Here is a 19,694-nt window from a genome sequence, read left to right as displayed (position 1 = left end):
CCAGATGTAGAGCGCGCCTCCCGGCCGATCAAGTTTCAAATCTCCACAGGCGGAATGCAGCTCGGGCACAATTTCGTCAGCTTTCGATCACATTTTGGCAATATCCGGCAAATCGGCGATGATGTGCGTCGGTCGCCCGGCCTGCCGCACCTGCTAAGACAATTGCCAAGAACAAACGAAAAAACTGACAGGACCCCATGCGAAAGCTTCTTCCCGCTGCCCTTTCTGCCTTTTTCCTCAGCCTGCAGGCCTTCACCCCCGCTTTCGCGATCGACGCCAGCGTCATGCGGCAGCTGAACGCGCTTGCTCCCGAAGAACGGCTTGAGCAGCGCTGCGATATCGAGGCGATGGAGAGGATAGCGACCGAGCAGAAGGGCATGCGGCCGGACAAGGTGATCGCCTATACGTTCGGTGATCCGGAAGTGGGCAAGAATTCCATCAGGGCGCCGGGCGCGGTCTTCAGAAGCTCGGGCGAATGGTACAAGCTCAAATACAAGTGCCAGCTGAAGAGCGACAGCCTCAGCATCCAGTCCTTCGATTACCGGGTCGGCGACAAGATTCCCGAAGAGCAGTGGAAGAAGTTGTATCTTTATGACTAAGCAAGGATTTTTTCGGTTGTCGGCAGGCGTTTAGCCTCCGCTTTTCTTGCCGCTCCGCCGGCGGCTCTGTAACCCTGCCTGCTGATCGAAGCGAGGGAGACGGATATGGCGACACGATTCAAGGGACTTTCGGCTTTTCCGATCACGCCGGCTGACGAGGCCGGGCGGGTCGATGTCGAGGCCTTCTCCGCCCTGATCGCGCGGCTGGATGCGGCGGCGGTCGATTCCGTCGGCATTCTCGGCAGCACCGGTATCTATATGTATCTCACGCGCGAAGAGAGGCGCCGCGCCGTCGAGGCCGCCGCCGCCATTCTCAAGGGCAGGCGCACGCTGATGGCAGGCGTCGGCGCCTTGCGCACCGATGAGGCGGTTGCGCTGGCCAAGGATGCGGAAGCGGCCGGCGCCGATGCGCTGCTGCTCGCACCCGTCTCCTATACGCCGCTGACGCAGGAAGAGGCTTACCACCATTTCGCTGCCGTGGCCGGTGCGACGGCGCTGCCGCTCGCCATCTACAACAACCCGACGACCACCCGCCTTACCTTCAGCGACGAGCTTCTGGTGCGGCTCGCCTATATCCCGAATATCCGCGCCATCAAGATGCCGCTGCCGGCCGATGCCGATTATGCCGGCGAGCTTGCGCGGCTCAAGCCGAAGCTGACGGATGGTTTCGCTATCGGCTACAGCGGCGACTGGGGCTGCGCCGAGGCCACGCTTGCCGGTGGTGACACCTGGTACAGCGTGGTTGCCGGCCTGCTGCCGGTTCCGGCGCTCCGGCTGATGCGCGCTGCCCAGGCCGGCAATGCGGAAGAGGTCAAAAACATCGATGTGGCCTTCCAGCCGCTCTGGGCGCTGTTCAAGGAATTCGGCAGCATCCGCGTGATTTATGCCGCCGCCAATATTCTCTCGCTGACGGTGAGCGAGCCGCCCCGGCCGATCCTGCCGCTCACCAGCGCGGAGCGCCAGCGGGTGGAAGAGGCGCTGGAGGCGCTGTCCGTGCTGGAAACCGCGCCATAATTCGGGCGCTTTGCGGGCGGATTGCCACGGGAATACACTGCATGACACTGCGGAAAATGAAAATGATACGTCGCTTCCTCCTTGCTGCCCTGTTCGCCTCTGCCGCCTCCGCCGCCTTTGCGGGGAACGGCCTTGTCGAGCCATCGCTGAAAATGACGCCGCAGCATGATGGCAAGGTGCGGGTGGCGATGACGCTCGATGCCTGCATGGGCAAGACCGACCACCGCATCCTCGATACGCTGGTGAAGGAGCGTATCCCCGCGACGATCTTCGTCACCGCCCGCTGGCTGAAGCACAATGGGGAAGCGCTATCCGTGCTTCTGGCGCATCCCGATCTGTTCGAGATCGAAAATCACGGCGAAAACCATGTGCCGGCGGTCGATAAGCCCGTCTCGATCTATGGCATCGCCGCCGCCGGTTCTGAAGCGGCGGTCGAGCAGGAGGTGGAAGGTGGCCGTCAGGCGATCGTCGCGGCCACCGGTCTGCAGCCGCAATGGTTCCGTGGCGCGACGGCGAAATACACTAATTCCTCCATGGCCACCATCAACCGGCTCGGCATGCGGGTGGCGGGTTATTCCGTCAATGGCGATGGCGGCTCGCTTCTGGGTGCTGCCGCGACGGCAAAACACATCGCTTCCGCCAGGAACGGCGATGTCATCATCTCCCACATCAACCAGCCGACGCATGAGGCGGGCGAGGGTGTGGTGAAGGGCCTTCTGGCGCTGAAAGCCCGTGGCGTCATCTTCGCCCGGCTGGACGACCCATCCTTCGCGCCTCCGGGAAATTGATCCGAAACGTTGCCGCCTCTTTCTTCTTCCCGCCGGGGAGAAGATGCCCCGAAGGGCAGATGAGGGGGCAAGCTCTCCGCATCTCTTTACCGTAACCCCCTCATCCGGCGCTGCGCGCCACCTTCTCCCCGGCGGGGAGAAGAAATATGCCGCACCCTCTCGCTCCACTGGAAGCAGCGGTCGTCATGGCTGGGGGGCGAAGATAAATCCTCCCGCATCCACGCCCGTTTTTCGGCGGCGCGGGCTGGAAATTTGCGCTAGCATCCTCCCATGATGCTGTTCAAACGCCCCGACACCGAAACCCTCTATTCCGCCCTTGTGAACAAGGACCCCGCCTATGAAGGCGTGGCCTATGTCTGCGTGACGTCCACCAAGATCTTCTGCCGCTTCACCTGCACGGCGCGCAAGCCGAAGATCGAGAACTGCCGGTTCCGCGAGACCATCGCCGAATGTCTGGAGGCGGGTTTCCGTCCCTGCAAGCGCTGCAAGCCGATGTTATCCTATGGCACCGCCGATGAGACCGTCACCTCGCTCCTGACGGCGCTGGAAAACGAACCGGCGCGGCGCTGGCGCGAGGAGGATGTGGTGGCGCTCGGCCATGATCCCTCCACCGTGCGGCGCACCTTCAAGCGCCGCTTCGGCATGAGCTTTCTGGAAATCGCCCGGCTGCGACGGGTGGGGGACGCGGCGGAAAGCCTTGCCTCGGGCGAGGCGGTGATCGGCGCGCAGATCGATGCCGGTTACGAATCCGGCAGCGGTTTTCGTTCGGCCATCAACCAGTTCTTCGGCACCTCGCCCGCCGCCATGAAGGGCAGGGGTTTCCTGAAGGGCGACTGGATCGATACGCCGATCGGCCCGATGCTCGCTATCGCCGATGACCATGCCCTGCATCTCCTCGAATTCGCCGATCGGCCGGCCCTTCCGGCCGAGCTGAAACGGCTGAAGACCCGCACCGGCGCGGATATGGTGCTGGGCCGGACGGCGGTGACAGGCCAGATTGAAGCGGAGCTCAAGGCGTATTTCGCCGGCAGTTCGGCGGCCTTCCAAACCCGGCTTGCCGGCCATGGCACGCCCTTCGAGCGCGATGTCTGGCGGAACCTGCGGGAAATCCCGACGGGTCAGATCGTCAGCTATTCTTCACTCGCAACCAGCATGGACAGGTCCTCCGCCGTGCGCGCCGTGGCCCGCGCCAATGGCGCCAACCAGATTGCGATTGTCGTTCCCTGCCACCGGGTGCTGAGGGCGGATGGCAGCCTCACCGGTTATGGCGGCGGTTTGTGGCGCAAGAAATGGCTGATCGAGCACGAGCGCCGCATGGCGCAGGGACAGATGCAGGGAATGCCGCTCGCTTCCTGAGCGGCCTGGCCGCTGGGTTTCAAGAGGTTGTTGGTTGTCGGCGGGCGCGTGGGGTAAACCCCAATGCCCGCCGTCAACGGACAATCTCCTGAAAGCTCAAACCCGGAGCGGTTTCGCTTTTCTCCGAATCACGAAAACCCTCAAACTCCTTTTTTGTCGCATTTCCGGCCGGAAAGCCGGTGTTTAATCCGGCAGGTTTGGCACCACCCGGCGCGAGGGGAAGAGTTCCCGCGTCACCGTCATGGCGATCAGCGATAGCGGCAGGGCGAGCATGGCGCCGGCAGCCCCCCACATCCACGTCCAGAAGATGATCATCACGAAGACGAGGAAGGGGTTGATTTCCATGTTGCGGCCGACAACCGCCGGAAAGGCGAGGTTTTCCATCAAAAGATGAATGGTGAAGAAGATTGCGGCCGGCAGAAGCGCGAGAACAATGTTGTCATGGGTGATGATGCCCGCCACCGTCAGCGAGATCGTCATGGCGGTGATGCCGAGAAACGGCACGAAGCTGGAGAGGAAGGCGAACAGCCCCCACAACAGCGGCATGGCGAGGCCGCCGAAATAGGCGATGATCACCATCGTCACGCCAAGCCCGGCATAGATCAGCGCCGCCGTGGCGAAATAGGTGCCGAGCACCTCTTCCACCGAACCGATGATGCGAATGGTGCGCAGCCTTTGGTGGCGGGCCGGAAAGGCCATGATGATCGCCTTGCGCAGCCGTAGCCGGCTATAGAGAAACATCAGCAGCGCGGCGAGGAAGATCAGGCCCTGAACGATGGCGGGGGTGACGTTGGAACCGAGCAGGGAGATGATCTCGCCGCTGCGCGAAATCAGCGATTCCATCGACATCGACCCCATGCTGAAACTGGCCGCCGAAATATTCAGCCATTTGAGACTTTGCAGATAGGGCAGGAAACGGTCGATGCTGCGCTCCACCAGCGCCGGGCCTTCCGAAGCCAGCAGCGAGAGCGGCTCGGTCAGCGAATTGATGACAAAAAACATCACCGCCGCGACAAGGCTCGAAAGAATGAGCGCGACGCCGAAACCGGGAATGCCATAGGAGCCGAGTTTTTCGGCGGCGATGCCGAGGATCATGCCCACCACGATCGCCATCACCACCGGAATGAGGATGAGCGACAATTCGTGGATGACGGCCATCAGCATGATGAGGAAGATGCCGATCACCGACCAGGCGACGACCACATCCAGCGCTTCCCGGCCAAGCGGCTGCTGGCTGCGCGCATCGTCGCGGCGCGGGCCGGATACCGGAGTTTCCAGCGGGTCCGCTCTTGTTGCCGGAACGGTTCCGGCGGTGGCTCCGCCGGTAACCAAAGTGCCGGTCTTTTCCGGTCTGGCATTTTCATTCATCGAACGGCTCCCCAATCAGGTGACAAACGTTCGAAGAATGTGGCGGTTCCGGGGCAGCGTAAATTTCTGCTGCCCTTTTTTGCTTTAGGCGGAAAGCTTTAGCCCGATACCCCACGGATCTTTCAAAACGATCCCGTCACTTTGCCGCTCGGTGGCGATTTCCAGCCGGTCGAGCGCGGCAACTGCCCTGTCGAGCGCTGCGGCCTCGTTGAATTTCAGCGAATAGCCGGAAAGGCCGGTCATGTTGTCCTTGCGGGCCGCAGCACCGCGGCTGTTCCAGATATTGGCGGCGACATGGTGGTGATAGGCGCCCGAGCCGAAGAAGCTCGCGCCCGGATAACGCGCCATGATCTTCAGCCCCAGCACATCCTGATAAAATTCATCCGCCTGCGGGATATTGCCGACCTGCAGGTGAATGTGGCCGATGGCGGTGCCGTCCGCAGCACCCGTAAAGGCCGTTTTCGGCGCGCTGTCGTAAAGCGCCTGCAGGTTGAGGCCGATCGTTGCCATCTCCACCGTGCCGTCCGGCTGGTAGGTCCATTCGTCGGGTGAACGGTCGCGATAGACCTCGATGCCGTTGCCTTCTGGGTCGGCAAGATAGATCGCCTCGCTGACCAGATGGTCGGATGCGCCCTGAAGCTGGACATTGTTGTGTGCGGCATGGGCCAGCCAGTGCGCGAGATCATTGCGGCTCGGCATCAGGAATGCGGTGTGGAACAGGCCGGCGGCATTGCGCGGCGCGCGCTCGGCGACGTCGGAGGTGGACAGCGTCAGAAGCGGTTGGCCGTTTACCCCCAGCACTTCGCCGCTCGGGTTCTTTTCGAGAACGGAAAGACCGATGATCTTCTGGTAAAAATCCGAAACGCGCGGCAGATCGTGAACGACGAGATGCGCCTGACCGACATAGGCCGGCCGCGTCAGGGCGAATTGTTTGATTTCACTCATCATGATCTCCATATTGAATCCGAAGCGCCATGGGGCGGATCGGTCGCCGATGATATCGGCCGACGCCGCTTTGCGGCGTTTGTCGAAGGCGAATATGGGCTGGTTTCGTCGTTCAGCAAAGATCGCGGTGTGGCGATTGACCGTCTACTATTCGTTGACAATGCCCCGGTGCGGTGCGGCTCCAGCTTTGACTTCGATCAAGGTGAAGGCTGCGCCGAAGGGGAAATATAAGCCTAACCCGACACGCTAAATGGCGGATCAAGCCAAAGGAGACAGCCATGTACAAGAAGATCATCGTACCGGTAGACCTCAGCGCCACCGACAAGGGGGAAAAGATCCTCGAAAAGGCCAAGGCGCTGCTGGACCCCGATGGCGAGATCGTTCTCATCAACGTGGTCGAGGAACTGCCGGGTTACATGGCGATCGACCTGCCTGTCGACCTCATCGAAAACGCCATCAAGGACGCCAAGGCCAAGCTTTCGGACCTCAGGACCAGGGCCGGTTTCAAGGGTAGCCAGGAAATCAGAAGCGGCGCACCCGCCCGCGAGATCATCGCCGCCGCCGAGGAGCACAAGGCGGACCTCATCATCATCGCGTCGCACACGCCGGATTTCAGCAATTATTTCATTGGCGCCACCGCCGACCGTGTGGTGCGCCACGCCAAATGCTCGGTGCTGGTCGATCGGTAAAGGCGTGATGTCTAGGGTTGCGGGCGGGTTTTCCGCCCGCTCGGGCTGGAGGAAAAGACCATGAATGTTGAAAGTTACGAGAAAATCCTGAGAAACCGCCAGCGCGAGCTTTATCGCCGCCTGCACAGGATCGAGGCCGATTTCGAGGAGCCGCGCAATCCCGACGACGAGGATCGCGCCATCGAGCGCAACAATGACGAGGTGCTCGACGAAATGGGGCAGGTGGGGCAGGACGAGCTGCGCGCCATCGATGCGGCACTGGACCGCGTCGCAAGCGGCACCTTCGGCACCTGCGTCAAATGCGGCAAGAAGATTTCGGAAGATCGGCTGAAGGCGGTGCCCTATACGCCGTTCTGTCAGGAATGTGCCGCGGCTTTGTGAGCGCGGTTGAAAAGGGGTTCGACGTCGCCGCTCCTTTCTTCTCCCCGCCGGGGAGAAGGTGGCCCGAAGGGCCGGATGAGGGGCAACCTCTCGGTCTATCGCTACCGTCGCCCCTCATCCCGCTGCCGCGGACTTCTCCCCGGCGGGGAGAAGAAACAAGCGGCATCCGCTCGCCCTCAGACGATTGCTCTCGTGTGGGGGACTTATGGCGGACCTCTCCTTTCGCAACAGCCTCGAACGCAATTTGATTGCCGTTAACCGGCCGCTGTCTTGTTCCTGTCTAATATTGTCTCCATGCTTTGATGAAAGCACGCAGACGGGATTGGACCAATGAGCGAGATGTGGCGGTTCGGGCGCCAGTATGATTTTCACGAGATCGTCGCCGATGGCATCGTCCACGGCGTTGGAATCGTATTTGCGCTGGTGGGCGCCACGGCGCTGATTTTTTACGCGACCGCCTGGGGCACGCTGAGCGCGATCGCCGCCGCCTGGATTTATGGTCTCGGTCTCGTTGCCTGCCTCTCCGTGTCCTTCACCTACAACATCTGGCCGCATTCCAGGGTGAAATGGTTCCTGCGCCGGCTCGACCATTCGGCGATCTTCATCCTGATCGCCGCCACCTATACGCCCTTCCTGATGCGCGGCATCAACGATCCGCTGATCGCCGTCATGCTGGGTCTCATCTGGGTTGCGGCGCTCTGCGGCATCCTGCTGAAATGCCTGTTTCCCGGCCGTTATGACCGGGTGGCCATCGGTCTTTATCTCGCCATGGGCTGGAGTGGCGTCATGGTGGTCGAGCCCCTGTCGTCGCATCTCGCCCCCGTCACGCTCTGGCTCATCGTCGCCGGCGGTGTCATCTATTCGCTCGGCGTGATCTTCCATGTCTGGGAAAAGCTGCGCTTCCAGAATGCCATCTGGCACGGTTTCGTCGTTTCCGCCGCTGCGGTTCATTATTTCGCCGTGGTCACCGCCTTCAGCCTCGTTCCCCTGGCGTCGTAAGGCTCGACGTACTGGACATTGCTCGGCGTCATCGCTTAAGGCTCGTTGCAGGAGCCGCCGCCTTTCCGCAGCCGCTCGTTGGGAAATATGAGGGCGAAGCAATATGAGCGTGGAACTGCGCGACGCGACCGTGGACGATCTCTCCGGCATCATGGAGATTTATAACGATGCCGTCGTGAACACGACGGCGATCTGGAACGAGGTGGTGGTCGATCTGGAGAACCGCAAGGAATGGTTCGCCGCCCGCAAGTCACGCGGTTTCCCGGTCATCGTCGCCATTCTCGACGGCAAGGTCGCCGGTTATGCTTCCTACGGCGACTGGCGCGCCTTTGACGGTTATCGCCACACCCGCGAACATTCGGTCTATGTGCACAAGGATGCCCGCGGTCACGGCATCGGCAAGCGGCTGATGCAGGCGCTGATCGACCATGCCAGCGGCAACGACGTGCACGTTCTGATCGCCGCCATCGAGGCGGAAAACACCGCCTCCATCCGCCTGCACGAAAGCCTCGGTTTCAGGGTCGTCGGGCGGTTCTCTGAAGTCGGTACCAAGTTCGGCCGCTGGCTGGATTTGACCTGCATGGAGCTGAAATTAGGCTAGCAGGCTGGACGGGTTCCCTTCAGGCCGGACGCCGGGCGAAGGCGAGCATGACGCCGAAGGCCATCATCATCGAGCCGCTGATCCGGTTGACGCGCTTCAGGGCTCGCGCATTGCGCATGAGACCGGACAGGCGTGAGCCAATAAAAGCATAAACGGCAATGGCCACCACCTCGAGCAGAAGGAAAATCGCCCCGAGCGTGGCGAAACTCTGCCAATAGGCGTCCTGCTGGATGAATTGCGGGAAAAAGGCCGTGAAGATCAAAATAGCCTTGGGATTGCCGGAGGCGACGAAAAACTCCTGCCGCAGATAGGTTTTGAGAACATTGCCGTTGGCCGAGGATACATCGGGGGCGGTAGCTTCAGCCTTTGAGCGGATGAGCTTGAAGCCGATCCACAGCAGATAAAGAACGCCGATCCATTTGATCAGTGAGAACATCATCTCGGACGCCATCAAAAGTGCGCCGAGCCCGAGTGCTGCAATCGCGATCATCCCCGCGAAAGCGACCAGCCTGCCGCTTGCCGCCATCACCGCCGTGGCCATGCCGTAGCGCGCGCCCACCGTCATCGACAGAAGATTGTTCGGCCCGAAGGCCATGTTCAGGGCAAAGCAGGCGGGAATAAAAATGAGGATGGTTTCGAGCGCCATGGTGATGATCCGGAAGGAGTGAGACGGTGATGATCTCACTCTCCGGTCCGGCTGTCGAGACGACCTTTTCAGCGGTGAAAGGCCGGCAGGGGCAGCCGGCCTTTCACCGCATCGTTCATCAAACCGGCTCGAACACCATCGAATGGCCATTGATGCAATAACGCAGGCCGGTGGGCGGCGGGCCGTCGGGGAAAACGTGGCCGAGATGGCCGTCGCAATTGGCGCAGCGGATTTCCGTGCGCACCATGCCGTGGCTCGCATCGCGATATTCCGTCACGGCACCGGGCTTGACGGGCTCGAAATAGCTCGGCCAGCCGCAGCCGGCATCGAATTTCGTATCGGAGAGGAACAGCGGTTCGTCACAGGCCGCGCAGCGGTAGAGGCCTTTCTGGAATGTGTCCCAATAGGGGCCGGTAAAGGCGCGCTCGGTGCCGTGTTCGCGCAGGATGCGATATTGCTCCGGCGTCAGCTGCTCACGCCACTCCGCATCGGTCTTGGTCACTTTGGGGGAAGTCAGATCGCTCATGGAATGATCCTTTCTGTTCCCGCCTCAAATAGTCATCGCCGCCGCCGATTGAAAGGGGCAGCCTGTCATAACGCGTTCGTTATGGGCCGTGAATGTCGATTTGGGTTGAGATGCATTTATCTATGCCTTAACTGAAAAATCGATTTGAAAGAGAACGCCATTCATTGGCGCGCAGGGGTGGGGGACATCCCGGGAGATGTGAATGACCTCCGATGTCACGGCGCTGACATTCCTGTCGCTGTTTCTGCCGTTTCTGGCAGCGCTTGCCGCGCCGGCCCTGGTGAAAAGATTCGGTCACAATGCCGCATGGATCGTTGCGATAGCGCCGGCTCTCGCCTTCGTGCATTTCGCGCTGATGCTGCCGCAGATCGCGGCGGGCGGCGTGGTGACGGGCGGTTATGCCTGGGTGCCAAGCTTTAATCTCAGCTTCTCCTGGTTCCTCGATGGCCTGTCGCTCACCTTCGCGCTGCTGATCACCGGCATCGGCCTGCTGATCGTGCTTTATGCCGGCGGTTACATGAAGGGCCATCCGCAGCAGGGCCGGTTTCTCTCTTTCCTGCTTCTGTTCATGGGCGCGATGCTGGGCGTCGTGGTCTCCGACAGCCTGCTGATGCTGTTCGTTTTCTGGGAACTGACCTCCATCACCTCCTTCCTGCTGATCGGTTTCGATCATGAGCGCGCCGCCTCGCGCCGGGCCGCGCTGCAGGCGCTGGTGGTGACGGGCGGCGGCGGTCTGCTGCTGCTCGCCGGGCTGATCTTCATCTGGGATATCAGCGGCATGACGCAACTCTCAATGCTGGTGCGCGGCGGCGATATCCTGCGCGACAGCCCGTTTTATCTGGCGGCGCTGCTTCTGGTCCTCGGCGGTGCCTTCACGAAATCGGCGCAGTTTCCGTTCCATTTCTGGTTGCCCAACGCCATGGAAGCGCCAACCCCGGTCTCGGCCTATCTGCATTCGGCCACCATGGTGAAGGCTGGCGTCTATCTGCTGATGCGTCTCAACCCGGTGCTTGGCGATACCGCCGCCTGGCAGATCCTGCTGCCCTTCTTCGGCGGCTTGACCATGCTCACCGGCGCGCTGCTGGCCGTGCGCCAGACAGACCTGAAGCTGATGCTTGCCTATACCACCGTCTCCTCGCTCGGCCTGCTCGTCATGCTGACAGGTTTCGGCTCGGATCATGCCATCGAGGCGGCGGTGCTTTATCTGGTGGCGCATTCGCTGTTCAAGGGCGCGCTGTTCATGGTCGCCGGCATCATCGACCACGAGACTGGCACGCGCGACGTGACGAAGCTTGGCGGCCTGCGCAAGGCCATGCCCATCACCTTCGCAGCGGCGCTCGCGGCAGCCATCTCCATGGCCGGCCTGCCGCCGTTTTTCGGTTTCCTCGCCAAGGAAGAGATCTATTACGCGCTGGCGCATGGCAATCCGCGCGCCGTGCTGTTCACCGGCATCGCCATTCTCGGCAACGGCCTGATGTTCGCCATCGCCTTCGCCGTGGCCCTGAAGCCCTTCCTCGGCAAGCCTGTAAAAACCCCGAAACAGGCGCATGAGGGCCCGCTGCTGCTCTGGCTCGGCCCGGCGCTTCTGGCATTGAAGGGGCTCACCATCGCTCTCTTTACCGGCATCGCGCATTTTTACATCTCCACCCCCATGGCAAGCGCCATAGCAGGTGAGCCGCGCCCGGTGGAAATCTCTCTCATTCCCCATATCGGCGTGCCGCTTGGCCTGTCGCTGCTGACAATCGCGCTCGGCATCGCCCTTTACACGCAGCTTTCCACGGTCCGCAGCCTGATCGACCGTACCTTCAAGGCGCTGGGGGCCGGGCCGGACAGGGGCTTTGACGTCTTCATCGAAATGCTGGTGAAAGTCTCGTTCCACATCACCCGGCGCATCCAGCCGGGCCGGCTGGAATTTTACGTCACCGCCACCTTCGCCGTCATCGCGGCCGTGCTGCTCGTGCCGCTGTTCCTTTATGGCGAATTGCCATCCATGCCGTCATGGCCGCGCGATATGCCGGTCCATGAGCTGACCTTCATCGCCATTGCCGTGGCGGGCCTCATCGCCGTCCTGACGGCGTCGAGCCGGCTCACCGCCATCATCGCGCTCGGCATTCAGGGCTTTGCGGTGGCGGTTATCTTCCTGCTGTTCGGCGCGCCCGATCTCTCCTTCACGCAATTCATGGTCGAGACGCTCTCGGTCGTCATCCTGACGCTGGTGATGACGCGGCTGCGCCTGTCGCCATCGGACCATCGTGGCCTCGGCCAGAAGCTGCTGGACAGCACCATCGCCATTGCCTGCGGAGCGGGCTTTGCCCTGTTCCTGATGCGCGCGACCGAGGCGAGCTTCGACAACCGCCTGACGGATTTCTACAACACCTATTCCAAGGTCATCGCCCATGGGGCGAATGTAGTGAACGTCATCATCGTCGATTTCCGCGGCACGGATACGCTCGGCGAAATCGCGGTGGTGATGATTACCGGTCTTGCCATTCTCGCGCTCATCCGCATCCGCCCTGCCGCCGTCCCCAAGGGACCGGCGAAGACGGCGAAAAAGAAGGGAGCGCGGGCATGAACACGCTCATCCTGCGCACCGTCGCGCCGGTTGTCACAAGCCTCATGGTGCTGTTTTCCATCTTCGTGCTGCTGCGTGGCCATAACGAGCCGGGCGGCGGCTTCATCGGCGGGCTGATCGCCGTCTCGGCGCTGGCGATCTATGGCATCGCCTATGGTGTCACGGCGGTACGGCGCGCCATCCTGTTTCATCCGCTGGCCATTGCAGGCGCGGGGCTGCTGCTGTCGATGCTCTCGGGCCTTGTCTCCATGGCCGCCGGCGTGCCCTTCATGACCGGCCTCTGGGTCTATCCGAGCCTGTTCGGGGTCGAGGTGCCGCTTTCCACCGTCATGTCCTTCGATATCGGGGTCTATCTCGTCGTGGTCGGCGCCATCACCTCCATTGCGCTGGCGCTGGAAGAAAGGGAAAGCGACTGATGGAAGCGGTCTTCTCCATTCTCGTCGGCATCTTCTTTTCGGTGGCGATCTATCTCATGCTGTCGCGTCACAGCATTCGCATGCTGCTTGGCATCGCCATTCTCGGCAATGCGGTCAATCTGCTCCTGTTCACGGCCGGCAGGCTGACACGGGAAGTGCCGCCGATCATTCCGGCGGGCATGGATACGCTGCCGGCAGGTGCCGCCAATCCGCTGCCGCAGGCGCTTATCCTCACGGCAATCGTGATTTCCTTTTCCTTCTTCTGTTTCCTTCTGGTTCTGACCTGGCGTGCCTTCCAGGAATTGCAGACCGACGACACGGATGAAATGCGCACCGCAGAACCCGCTGGCGAGCCCTTGCCGCCGCTCGGTTATTGAGCGGCGAGGCTGAGACGACATGGCTTCTTCCACCACTTCCGTAGTGACCGATCTTTCCGCCGCACTCGTCATGGCGCCCGTGCCGCTTGCCGACTGGCTGATCATCCTGCCCATCGCCCTCTGCATCGGCGCAGGTGCGGTGCTGATGATGATGCGCCACGCCATCCGCCACCATGCGGCTGTCGCTGTTGCCGCGCTTGCCCTGCTGGTGATCCTCGATGCCGCGCTGCTCTGGAAGGTTGCCACGCAGGGCCCATTCACCATGGTCATGGGCCGCTGGCTGCCGCCCTTCGGCATTGCCTTCACGGCCGATCTCACCGGCGCGCTGCTGTCGCTCGCCGCCGCCATCGTGGCGCTGGCCGGCGCCATCCATGCGGGCAGCGATATCGACGCCAGCGGCAGGCGTTACGGTTTTTATCCTTTCCTGATGCTGCTGATGGCGGGTGTGACCGGCGCTTTCCTGACCGGCGATATCTTCAACCTCTATGTCTGGTTCGAGGTGCTGCTGATCTCGTCCTTCGGCCTCATCGTGCTCGGTTCCACCCGCGAACAGATCGACGGTGCCCTGAAATACGCCGTTCTGAACCTCATCGGCACGACGCTGTTTCTGATCACGGTCGGGTATCTCTATGCCATATTCGGCACGCTCAACATGGCCGATATTGCGCGCAAGGCGACGGAGTTGCGTGGCACCGCGCCGCTGATGACGCTTGCGAGCCTCTTCGCGCTCGCCTTCGCCATGAAGGCGGCGGCCTTCCCGGTGAATTTCTGGCTGCCCGCCTCCTACCACACGCCGCGCATCGTCGTTTCCGCGCTCTTTGGTGGCCTGCTCACCAAGGTCGGCATCTATTCGCTGCTGCGCGTCATGGTCATGCTGTTTCCGGTGGAGCGGGAAGAGCTCAGCATCGTAATCGCCGTTTCCGCTGCGCTCACCATGGTGCTGGGCGCCATGGGCGCGCTTGCCCAGAACGATATCCGCCGCATGCTCGGTTATATCGTCATATCGGGCATCGGCTACATGATGGCCGGCATCGCCATGGGCACGCCCTCCGCCGTCACGGGCGCGATCTTCTACGCGCTGCATTCCATGGTGCTGATGACGGCGCTTTATCTCGCCGCCGGCCATGCCGCCCGTCTCGGTGGCGGCTTCAGCCTTGCCACGCTTGGCGGCCTTTACCGGCAGGCCCCGTGGTTTTCCGCGCTGGCGCTGGCGCTGTTCTTCGCCGGCTCCGGCCTGCCGCCCTTTTCCGGCTTCTGGCCAAAGGCAGTTCTGGTCAAGTCGGCGATCGATATAGGCGCCTGGTGGCTCGCCGCCGCCATCCTCGTCTCCGGTTTCATCGCCACCATCGCCTTCGGGCGGATATTCCTGTTGTGTTTCTGGCGTCCGGTTGCAGCATCCGCCGCCCGGCCCGCCTTGCAGCCTGCATCGCCTCCGGCCGCCCCGTCTTTCGCGCCGCTGGTGGGGCTGACGCTGCTGGTGGTATTCTTCGGCCTGTTTCCGGAAAGCCTGCTCAATCTCAGCCAGCAGGCCGCGGCGGGCCTTGGTGACCCACAGGCCTATATTCAGTCGGTCTTTCCGCAAGGGGGCAAGCCATGAGCCTCTATGTCGTGCAATTGCTTTTCGTTGCCGTATGGCTTGCCGTGACGGGCAGCATCACGCTGGCGAACATCGTCTTTGCCCTCATCGTCTCGACGCTGGCGCTGGGGCTGATCCGCCACCAGCTGCCGGGCGGGCAGAACCATTGGCTCAAGCTTTCCCGCGTACTGTCGCTGGTGCTGCTGTTCTTCAAGGAACTGGCGCTCTCGGCCTGGAAGGTGGCGGTGCTGGTGACGCGGCCGAAGCTCGAGGTCCAGCCCGGCATTTTTGCCTATCCGCTGACGGTGACGACGGATTTCGAGATTACGCTGCTCGCCAATCTCATCACGCTCACACCGGGCACGCTCTCTGTCGATGTTTCGGCGGACAGAAAGACGCTTTACGTACACGCGATCGATTGCAGCGATATTGAAGCCACGAAAAACGACATTAAAAACGGCTTCGAAAGAAAGATCATGGAGGCATTTCAGCCATGATGCCGGAACAGATAGTTTCAATTGCAACTATACTTGCATCGGTTGTCCTCTCGGCCGCGTTTTTGCTGACGGTCTATCGTGTTGTCGTCGGTCCCACCTTGCCGGATCGCATCGTTGCGCTAGACATGCTGGTCGGCATTGCCATCGGTTTTATCGCGGTGATCGCCATCCGCACCGGCTTTACCCTCTATGTCGATATCGCCATTGCGCTGGGGCTGGTCGGGTTCCTGGCAACGGTCGCCTTCGCCCGCTTCGTGCTGTCGCGCGGCGCGGATGGCCGGCGGAGGTCGAAGGCGGTGCTCGATGGAGAGCGGGCGGCGGAAGCTTCTGAAAAACCTATGGAAACAGGTGTGAATGGCGGAAAGGGCAGGCGATGATGGGCTGGATTATGGCACTTCTCGTTGCGGTATTGACGGTCTCGGGCGCCCTTTTTTCGCTGGTCGCGGCAATCGGGCTTAATCGTTTGCCCGATGTTTACACGCGCATGCACGCGGCCTCCAAGGCGGGAACGGTGGGGTCCGGCCTGCTGCTTCTGGCCGTCGGCATCCACTCCATGGAGCTATCGACCCTGGCGCGGGCTCTGGCCGGTTTCTTCTTCTTTGTCCTGACCGCGCCGGTCTCCGCACATCTTCTTGCCATGGCCGCGCACAAGGCAGGTTATCCGCTGGCTGTTAAATCGGTAGTTGATGAGACGAAGAAAATTTGAAGTTGAAAATCCCCCCAATAATTGGGGGTATTCATTTTCAATTACTACTTGGCATAGTATTTTATTACCCGTGATTTTTTGTATTCAAATTAGACTGTTTTGAACTGAAAAATTGACACTAGGAATTTGACTTTTGCTGTTTTGCTGTTATCCAAATTAAGTGTAAAGTTGCTAATCGCGATTTGCATCTAGCCTCTTCATAGTCGGCATAGGCATTTTATTAATGTCTAATCTATGGTCCATCGGACCATTGCTGCCCATGTCTCGGGGCCATAAGTTGAATCTCGGATTAAATCGTTTCCGGTTTTCGCTCGAAATCTAGGGGTAGGTTTCACGTTGGTTTCAACAAGGCGAAGGTGGGGCACCGGGTAACTTCACATCGCTCGATGCGGCGCTTGCCCGCTTCAGGGGATTAATAAACAGGAGATACTTAAATGACGGAAACTGCATACGGTAACGCCCAGGATCTGCTGGTCGAACTGACGGCGGATATTGTGGCTGCCTATGTTAGCAACCACGTCGTTCCGGTCACAGACCTTCCCGGCCTTATTTCGGATGTTCACACGGCACTCAGCGGAACATCGGCACCGGCATCGGTGGCGGTCAATGTCGAAAAGCAGAAGCCTGCCGTCTCGGTCCGCAAGTCGGTCCAGGACGATCACATCGTCTGTTTGGAATGCGGCGGCTCGTTCAAGTCGTTGAAGCGGCATCTCACGACGCATCACAGCATGACGCCGGAAGAATACCGCGAAAAATGGGACCTGCCGGTCGACTATCCGATGGTTGCTCCTGCCTATGCCGAAGCCCGCTCGCGGCTCGCCAAGGAAATGGGTCTCGGTCAGCGCCGCAAGGCCAGCCGCTGATTGTAACGACGGTCCGGCTTGGCCGTTCTTCTCCCCGCCGGGGAGAAGGTGGCCTGAAGGGCCGGATGAGGGGGCCAGCTCTCCGAATATCGCTGGTCTCGCCCCCTCAAGCCGCTGCCGCGACCTTCTCCCCAGCCGGGAGAAGGCGGCAAGGTTCTCACGCTTGCCCATATGGGTATCTTCGGCGCCGTCTCTTTCCGCATAAAAATGTCCCAGCCGGTCTATCGACCGGCTTTTTTGTTGCCGCGCAGAATTTCGGTTGAGGAAAAAAAATCCTTATCCGATGGTGCTTTCTTCCAAAAAGCAACGCAAAATCAATCGATGAATTTGCAGAGGTAAATTCACACTTCCCCATATCTGTCCGCAGGTGTATGAATTAATTCCTATTCGTAGAGGAGTTGCATATGCCGTCGGATACATCGCTTCTGTCTGCCGCCGCGCGGCCCCGCATGCAGGCCGTCAATCGTCCCTTTCGTCACTGGCCGTCGGTTGCCGGGCGGGAGGAGGTTTCCCGTCTTTGCCGGCTGGTGCGGCAGCTCACCGGCGAGATGGTGCAATTGACGGGCGATCGTTCGCTGGTGCGCCGCGACAACCGGCGCACGGAATGCCATATCCGCCAGATTGCCATGTATGTCTGCCATGTGGAGCTTGGCATCCCCATGTCGGATATCGGCCCCTGTTTCGGCCGGGACAGGACGACAGTGGGGCATGCCTGCCAGGTGGTCGAGGACCGGCGGGACGAACCGGCTTTCGATGAGTTCGTCGCGGCGCTGGAGCGGCTTACCGGCAGCATTTTCAATGCGATGAAAGGTATCCGGGATGAGTGAGGCAAAAGGCGCCCCGGCTTCTCCGGATCCTGTCCTCCTGCGGCTGTTGCGTTGCATCGCCGCCGGCGCGGCCGAGGTGATGGAGGAGGGCGGCGATATCGTTCTGCATCGGGCACAGGCGGGGCAAAGGGCGCTGCGCTTTCCCGCCGCGACCATGCGCCTTGCCGTGTCCTGCGGGCTGGTCGAGCAACGGGAAAACACCCTCTGCGCCGCGCCGCCGCTCGCCTCCTATCTGAAGCGGGCGATGGCGAAAGACCGCGACGAGGTTTTTCAGGAACAGCACCGGGATATGCAGGTGGTCGTTGTGGATGTCGGCGAGACGAAGCAGCCGGCGAGGCGCAACCTCAACACCTCTCCTCTGACCAGCCTTTCAAGGCTGAAGGAGCGGGATGGCAGCGCATTTTTCCCGGCGGATGCGCTGGAGGCGGGTGAGCGCCTTGCTTCGGATTTTCATCGCGGCCACCTCAATCCCAGGGTCACGGCGACGTGGGAGCCGCGTATTGCAAGCCGCACCAGGGGGGAGGCGGGAGGCGCGCTCGATCTGACCGAGGCAGCGATGGCCGCAAGGGCGCGGTTTTCCCGCGCGGCGGAAGCGATGGGCCCGGAACTTTCGGGCGTCGCCATCGACATATGCTGCTTCGAAAAGGGGCTGGAGACGGTGGAGCGGGAAAGACTATGGCCGGCGCGTTCGGCAAAATTGCTGCTCAGGGCCGCGCTGCTCTCACTCGCCCGCCATTATGCCCCGCCCGCCGCCCGTCAACGAGGCAGGGATCACCATTGGGGCGATGCGGATTATCGTCCCTCTCTGGCAACGGGGATGGCAACGCGATGATGGCTCAGGCGGCCAGCAGCCGGGCTTCCTCGCGGATGCGCTTGATCATGGAGCGCAGGCCATTGGCCCGCTGGGCGGAAAGGTGCTCCACCAGTCCGATCCGGTTGAACACCTCGATGGCATCCAGATCGGCAATCTCGGAGGCTTGTTTGCCGGAATAGACGGCGAGAACGATGGCGACGAGGCCGCGCACGATATGCGCATCCGAATCGCCCTCGAAGGTCAGCAGAGGGTCTTCGGCGCCGTCGCTGTGGCTGACGAGCCAGACCTGGCTGGCGCAGCCATGAACCTTGTTCTCGGCCGTACGTTTGTCTTCCGCCAGCTCGGGAAGCGCTTTGCCGAGTTCGATGACGTAACGATAGCGGTCCTCCCAGTCGTCGAGGAAGGCGAAATCGTCAAGGATCGTTTCGAGAGAGGCCATTTGCGCGCCGTATCATCCGTTATTTAATGTCTTTCCTAGGATATAGGGGAAGTGTGCGCGGTTTTGAACCATCTGCAAGAAAAAGCCCACGGAAAACAGGTTTCCGTGGGCAAGTCAGGCAGGCAGTCGGCAACCGAATATCTTCGGCTGCAAGAATGGCGCGTCGCGGCGGCCCTCGAAAATCAAGGAGCCGGCAAGATCAGGGGGCAGGGCGCTTCTGCGGCAGGGGGATGACGGTGCCGGTCTTCAGCATATCGGCCTCAGCGGGAAATTCGACGCTGACGACGGGTGCTGCGACAAGCTTTTCGGCCTCGGCGGCGATTTCAGCGGCGGGAGCGGGTTTGTCACCGGAAGCAAGCTGCTTGTCCAGCAGTTCATAGGCAACCTTTGCGCCTTCCTTGGCCCGTTCACCAAGCGCGTGGAAGGTTTCGGCGCCCTTGACGCAGACATCGGGCTTTTCGATGCAGATGGCGCTGACATAACGATAGGCCTCACCCGCTGCCGAAACGGCGCTGGGAATATCGAAGGCCGAAGGTTCCTTGGTCGGATCGTTGCTGCTGCCGAAATAGGACAGCGCCACCAGCACCAGCGAAAACCAGAATGTTCCTTTGATCAGAAACCACATTGTCAGACACCCTGCCAGATGATCTTTGTTTTCTTGAAGCCCCGCCCGGTTTCGGGTCATCGGCCTTTGT

Annotated in this window: 25 protein-coding genes; 19 read left to right on the top strand and 6 right to left on the bottom strand. The window is 61.1% G+C overall.

The features are described from left to right. Positions 1 to 197: 197 nt before the first annotated feature. The 4 genes from O3S81_RS14980 (at position 198) to O3S81_RS14965 (ending at position 3,757) form a co-directional block, all read left to right on the top strand. A complete protein-coding gene (locus O3S81_RS14980; protein WP_269344323.1) occupies positions 198 to 599 on the top strand; it encodes a DUF930 domain-containing protein in 402 nt (133 codons plus the stop codon). 105 nt (positions 600 to 704) lie between these two features. Next, positions 705 to 1,613, top strand: a complete 909-nt coding sequence (locus O3S81_RS14975; RefSeq protein ID WP_269344322.1) for a dihydrodipicolinate synthase family protein — start codon at positions 705 to 707, stop codon at positions 1,611 to 1,613. Between the two features lie 62 nt (positions 1,614 to 1,675). After that, entirely contained in the window at positions 1,676 to 2,401 is a 726-nt protein-coding gene (locus tag O3S81_RS14970; protein WP_269344321.1) for a polysaccharide deacetylase family protein, read from the top strand. 270 nt (positions 2,402 to 2,671) lie between these two features. Further along, the gene (locus O3S81_RS14965) at positions 2,672 to 3,757 is read left to right on the top strand and encodes a bifunctional transcriptional activator/DNA repair enzyme AdaA (protein WP_269344320.1); all 1,086 of its coding nucleotides are present in this window, start codon (positions 2,672 to 2,674) and stop codon (positions 3,755 to 3,757) included. Positions 3,758 to 3,940: 183 nt separating this feature from the next. Here O3S81_RS14965 and O3S81_RS14960 read toward each other — a convergent pair whose 3' ends face one another. Next, positions 3,941 to 5,125: an AI-2E family transporter gene (locus O3S81_RS14960; RefSeq protein ID WP_269344317.1), complete on the bottom strand. Its 1,185-nt coding sequence runs from the start codon at positions 5,123 to 5,125 to the stop codon at positions 3,941 to 3,943. A gap of 84 nt (positions 5,126 to 5,209) precedes the next feature. Beyond that, positions 5,210 to 6,070: a VOC family protein gene (locus O3S81_RS14955; protein ID WP_269344315.1), complete on the bottom strand. Its 861-nt coding sequence runs from the start codon at positions 6,068 to 6,070 to the stop codon at positions 5,210 to 5,212. Between O3S81_RS14955 and O3S81_RS14950 the strand changes: the two genes are divergently transcribed. The 5 genes from O3S81_RS14950 to O3S81_RS14930 all read left to right on the top strand — a co-directional run bounded on the left by O3S81_RS14950 (position 6,053) and on the right by O3S81_RS14930 (position 8,740). Further along, positions 6,053 to 6,301, top strand: a complete 249-nt coding sequence (locus tag O3S81_RS14950) for a hypothetical protein (RefSeq protein WP_269344312.1) — start codon at positions 6,053 to 6,055, stop codon at positions 6,299 to 6,301. The two genes, O3S81_RS14955 and O3S81_RS14950, sit on opposite strands and share 18 nt — an antisense overlap. 47 nt (positions 6,302 to 6,348) lie before the next feature. Continuing rightward, positions 6,349 to 6,759 carry a universal stress protein gene (locus O3S81_RS14945; protein WP_269344310.1) on the top strand — a complete coding sequence of 137 codons (411 nt, stop codon included), beginning with the start codon at positions 6,349 to 6,351 and terminating at the stop codon, positions 6,757 to 6,759. Between the two features lie 60 nt (positions 6,760 to 6,819). Then, positions 6,820 to 7,140 carry a TraR/DksA family transcriptional regulator gene (locus tag O3S81_RS14940; protein ID WP_269344309.1) on the top strand — a complete coding sequence of 107 codons (321 nt, stop codon included), beginning with the start codon at positions 6,820 to 6,822 and terminating at the stop codon, positions 7,138 to 7,140. Between the two features lie 330 nt (positions 7,141 to 7,470). Beyond that, the gene (trhA, locus tag O3S81_RS14935; RefSeq protein ID WP_269344308.1) at positions 7,471 to 8,139 is read left to right on the top strand and encodes a PAQR family membrane homeostasis protein TrhA; all 669 of its coding nucleotides are present in this window, start codon (positions 7,471 to 7,473) and stop codon (positions 8,137 to 8,139) included. Between the two features lie 103 nt (positions 8,140 to 8,242). Then, positions 8,243 to 8,740, top strand: a complete 498-nt coding sequence (locus O3S81_RS14930; protein WP_269344306.1) for a GNAT family N-acetyltransferase — start codon at positions 8,243 to 8,245, stop codon at positions 8,738 to 8,740. Positions 8,741 to 8,759: 19 nt separating this feature from the next. Here O3S81_RS14930 and O3S81_RS14925 read toward each other — a convergent pair whose 3' ends face one another. Both O3S81_RS14925 and msrB read right to left on the bottom strand, forming a co-directional pair. Next, entirely contained in the window at positions 8,760 to 9,386 is a 627-nt protein-coding gene (locus O3S81_RS14925) for a LysE family translocator (protein ID WP_269344463.1), read from the bottom strand. Positions 9,387 to 9,504: 118 nt separating this feature from the next. After that, a complete protein-coding gene (gene msrB, locus O3S81_RS14920) occupies positions 9,505 to 9,912 on the bottom strand; it encodes a peptide-methionine (R)-S-oxide reductase MsrB (RefSeq protein ID WP_269344304.1) in 408 nt (135 codons plus the stop codon). A 202-nt stretch (positions 9,913 to 10,114) separates the two neighbouring features. Between msrB and O3S81_RS14915 the strand changes: the two genes are divergently transcribed. The 10 genes from O3S81_RS14915 (at position 10,115) to O3S81_RS14870 (ending at position 18,578) form a co-directional block, all read left to right on the top strand. Beyond that, positions 10,115 to 12,484: a putative monovalent cation/H+ antiporter subunit A gene (locus tag O3S81_RS14915; protein WP_269344302.1), complete on the top strand. Its 2,370-nt coding sequence runs from the start codon at positions 10,115 to 10,117 to the stop codon at positions 12,482 to 12,484. Continuing rightward, positions 12,481 to 12,900, top strand: coding sequence for a Na(+)/H(+) antiporter subunit B (locus O3S81_RS14910; protein WP_269344301.1), 420 nt, complete (start codon positions 12,481 to 12,483; stop codon positions 12,898 to 12,900). The genes O3S81_RS14915 and O3S81_RS14910 overlap by 4 nt, the downstream gene beginning before the upstream one ends. Further along, positions 12,900 to 13,277, top strand: a complete 378-nt coding sequence (locus O3S81_RS14905; protein ID WP_003497192.1) for a Na+/H+ antiporter subunit C — start codon at positions 12,900 to 12,902, stop codon at positions 13,275 to 13,277. The genes O3S81_RS14910 and O3S81_RS14905 overlap by 1 nt, the downstream gene beginning before the upstream one ends. Positions 13,278 to 13,296: 19 nt before the next feature. Further along, positions 13,297 to 14,874: a Na+/H+ antiporter subunit D gene (locus O3S81_RS14900; RefSeq protein WP_269344300.1), complete on the top strand. Its 1,578-nt coding sequence runs from the start codon at positions 13,297 to 13,299 to the stop codon at positions 14,872 to 14,874. After that, complete coding sequence (locus tag O3S81_RS14895) at positions 14,871 to 15,350, top strand: Na+/H+ antiporter subunit E (protein ID WP_269344299.1); 480 nt, start codon at positions 14,871 to 14,873, stop codon at positions 15,348 to 15,350. Before O3S81_RS14900 ends, O3S81_RS14895 begins: the two co-directional genes overlap by 4 nt. After that, the gene (locus O3S81_RS14890; protein ID WP_269344298.1) at positions 15,347 to 15,727 is read left to right on the top strand and encodes a cation:proton antiporter; all 381 of its coding nucleotides are present in this window, start codon (positions 15,347 to 15,349) and stop codon (positions 15,725 to 15,727) included. Before O3S81_RS14895 ends, O3S81_RS14890 begins: the two co-directional genes overlap by 4 nt. Next, positions 15,724 to 16,056, top strand: a complete 333-nt coding sequence (gene mnhG, locus O3S81_RS14885; RefSeq protein WP_269344296.1) for a monovalent cation/H(+) antiporter subunit G — start codon at positions 15,724 to 15,726, stop codon at positions 16,054 to 16,056. The genes O3S81_RS14890 and mnhG overlap by 4 nt, the downstream gene beginning before the upstream one ends. A 434-nt stretch (positions 16,057 to 16,490) precedes the next feature. Then, positions 16,491 to 16,919 carry a MucR family transcriptional regulator Ros gene (gene ros / locus O3S81_RS14880; protein WP_003497181.1) on the top strand — a complete coding sequence of 143 codons (429 nt, stop codon included), beginning with the start codon at positions 16,491 to 16,493 and terminating at the stop codon, positions 16,917 to 16,919. A gap of 404 nt (positions 16,920 to 17,323) precedes the next feature. Then, on the top strand, positions 17,324 to 17,746 hold the full coding sequence (locus tag O3S81_RS14875; protein WP_269344293.1) for a helix-turn-helix domain-containing protein: 423 nt from the start codon (positions 17,324 to 17,326) through the stop codon (positions 17,744 to 17,746). Continuing rightward, the gene (locus O3S81_RS14870; RefSeq protein ID WP_269344291.1) at positions 17,739 to 18,578 is read left to right on the top strand and encodes a DUF6456 domain-containing protein; all 840 of its coding nucleotides are present in this window, start codon (positions 17,739 to 17,741) and stop codon (positions 18,576 to 18,578) included. The genes O3S81_RS14875 and O3S81_RS14870 overlap by 8 nt, the downstream gene beginning before the upstream one ends. Positions 18,579 to 18,582: 4 nt before the next feature. Here O3S81_RS14870 and O3S81_RS14865 read toward each other — a convergent pair whose 3' ends face one another. Next, entirely contained in the window at positions 18,583 to 18,999 is a 417-nt protein-coding gene (locus O3S81_RS14865) for a SufE family protein (protein ID WP_269344289.1), read from the bottom strand. Positions 19,000 to 19,198: 199 nt separating this feature from the next. Continuing rightward, complete coding sequence (locus tag O3S81_RS14860) at positions 19,199 to 19,624, bottom strand: DUF5330 domain-containing protein (protein WP_269344288.1); 426 nt, start codon at positions 19,622 to 19,624, stop codon at positions 19,199 to 19,201. Between the last annotated feature and the right edge of the window lie 70 nt (positions 19,625 to 19,694).

Origin of the sequence: Agrobacterium sp. SOY23, from assembly GCF_027212525.1 — a bacterium.
Lineage (GTDB): Bacteria > Pseudomonadota > Alphaproteobacteria > Rhizobiales > Rhizobiaceae > Agrobacterium > Agrobacterium tumefaciens_I.
The sequence above is the reverse complement of the archived record's forward strand: the minus strand, read 5'-3'. Positions and strand labels throughout refer to the sequence as shown.

Coding starts and splice junctions, on each gene's coding strand:
- mnhG (WP_269344296.1), top strand. CDS start 15,724: ATGATGGGCTGGATTATGGCACTTCTCGTTGCGGTATTGACGGTCTCG.
- O3S81_RS14945 (WP_269344310.1), top strand. CDS start 6,349: ATGTACAAGAAGATCATCGTACCGGTAGACCTCAGCGCCACCGACAAG.
- O3S81_RS14860 (WP_269344288.1), bottom strand. CDS start 19,624: ATGTGGTTTCTGATCAAAGGAACATTCTGGTTTTCGCTGGTGCTGGTG.
- O3S81_RS14970 (WP_269344321.1), top strand. CDS start 1,676: ATGATACGTCGCTTCCTCCTTGCTGCCCTGTTCGCCTCTGCCGCCTCC.
- O3S81_RS14905 (WP_003497192.1), top strand. CDS start 12,900: ATGGAAGCGGTCTTCTCCATTCTCGTCGGCATCTTCTTTTCGGTGGCG.
- trhA (WP_269344308.1), top strand. CDS start 7,471: ATGAGCGAGATGTGGCGGTTCGGGCGCCAGTATGATTTTCACGAGATC.
- O3S81_RS14960 (WP_269344317.1), bottom strand. CDS start 5,125: ATGAATGAAAATGCCAGACCGGAAAAGACCGGCACTTTGGTTACCGGC.
- O3S81_RS14910 (WP_269344301.1), top strand. CDS start 12,481: ATGAACACGCTCATCCTGCGCACCGTCGCGCCGGTTGTCACAAGCCTC.
- O3S81_RS14865 (WP_269344289.1), bottom strand. CDS start 18,999: ATGGCCTCTCTCGAAACGATCCTTGACGATTTCGCCTTCCTCGACGAC.
- O3S81_RS14870 (WP_269344291.1), top strand. CDS start 17,739: ATGAGTGAGGCAAAAGGCGCCCCGGCTTCTCCGGATCCTGTCCTCCTG.
- msrB (WP_269344304.1), bottom strand. CDS start 9,912: ATGAGCGATCTGACTTCCCCCAAAGTGACCAAGACCGATGCGGAGTGG.
- ros (WP_003497181.1), top strand. CDS start 16,491: ATGACGGAAACTGCATACGGTAACGCCCAGGATCTGCTGGTCGAACTG.
- O3S81_RS14890 (WP_269344298.1), top strand. CDS start 15,347: ATGATGCCGGAACAGATAGTTTCAATTGCAACTATACTTGCATCGGTT.
- O3S81_RS14900 (WP_269344300.1), top strand. CDS start 13,297: ATGGCTTCTTCCACCACTTCCGTAGTGACCGATCTTTCCGCCGCACTC.
- O3S81_RS14925 (WP_269344463.1), bottom strand. CDS start 9,386: ATGGCGCTCGAAACCATCCTCATTTTTATTCCCGCCTGCTTTGCCCTG.
- O3S81_RS14915 (WP_269344302.1), top strand. CDS start 10,115: ATGACCTCCGATGTCACGGCGCTGACATTCCTGTCGCTGTTTCTGCCG.
- O3S81_RS14875 (WP_269344293.1), top strand. CDS start 17,324: ATGCCGTCGGATACATCGCTTCTGTCTGCCGCCGCGCGGCCCCGCATG.
- O3S81_RS14975 (WP_269344322.1), top strand. CDS start 705: ATGGCGACACGATTCAAGGGACTTTCGGCTTTTCCGATCACGCCGGCT.
- O3S81_RS14955 (WP_269344315.1), bottom strand. CDS start 6,070: ATGAGTGAAATCAAACAATTCGCCCTGACGCGGCCGGCCTATGTCGGT.
- O3S81_RS14930 (WP_269344306.1), top strand. CDS start 8,243: ATGAGCGTGGAACTGCGCGACGCGACCGTGGACGATCTCTCCGGCATC.
- O3S81_RS14965 (WP_269344320.1), top strand. CDS start 2,672: ATGATGCTGTTCAAACGCCCCGACACCGAAACCCTCTATTCCGCCCTT.
- O3S81_RS14940 (WP_269344309.1), top strand. CDS start 6,820: ATGAATGTTGAAAGTTACGAGAAAATCCTGAGAAACCGCCAGCGCGAG.
- O3S81_RS14895 (WP_269344299.1), top strand. CDS start 14,871: ATGAGCCTCTATGTCGTGCAATTGCTTTTCGTTGCCGTATGGCTTGCC.
- O3S81_RS14980 (WP_269344323.1), top strand. CDS start 198: ATGCGAAAGCTTCTTCCCGCTGCCCTTTCTGCCTTTTTCCTCAGCCTG.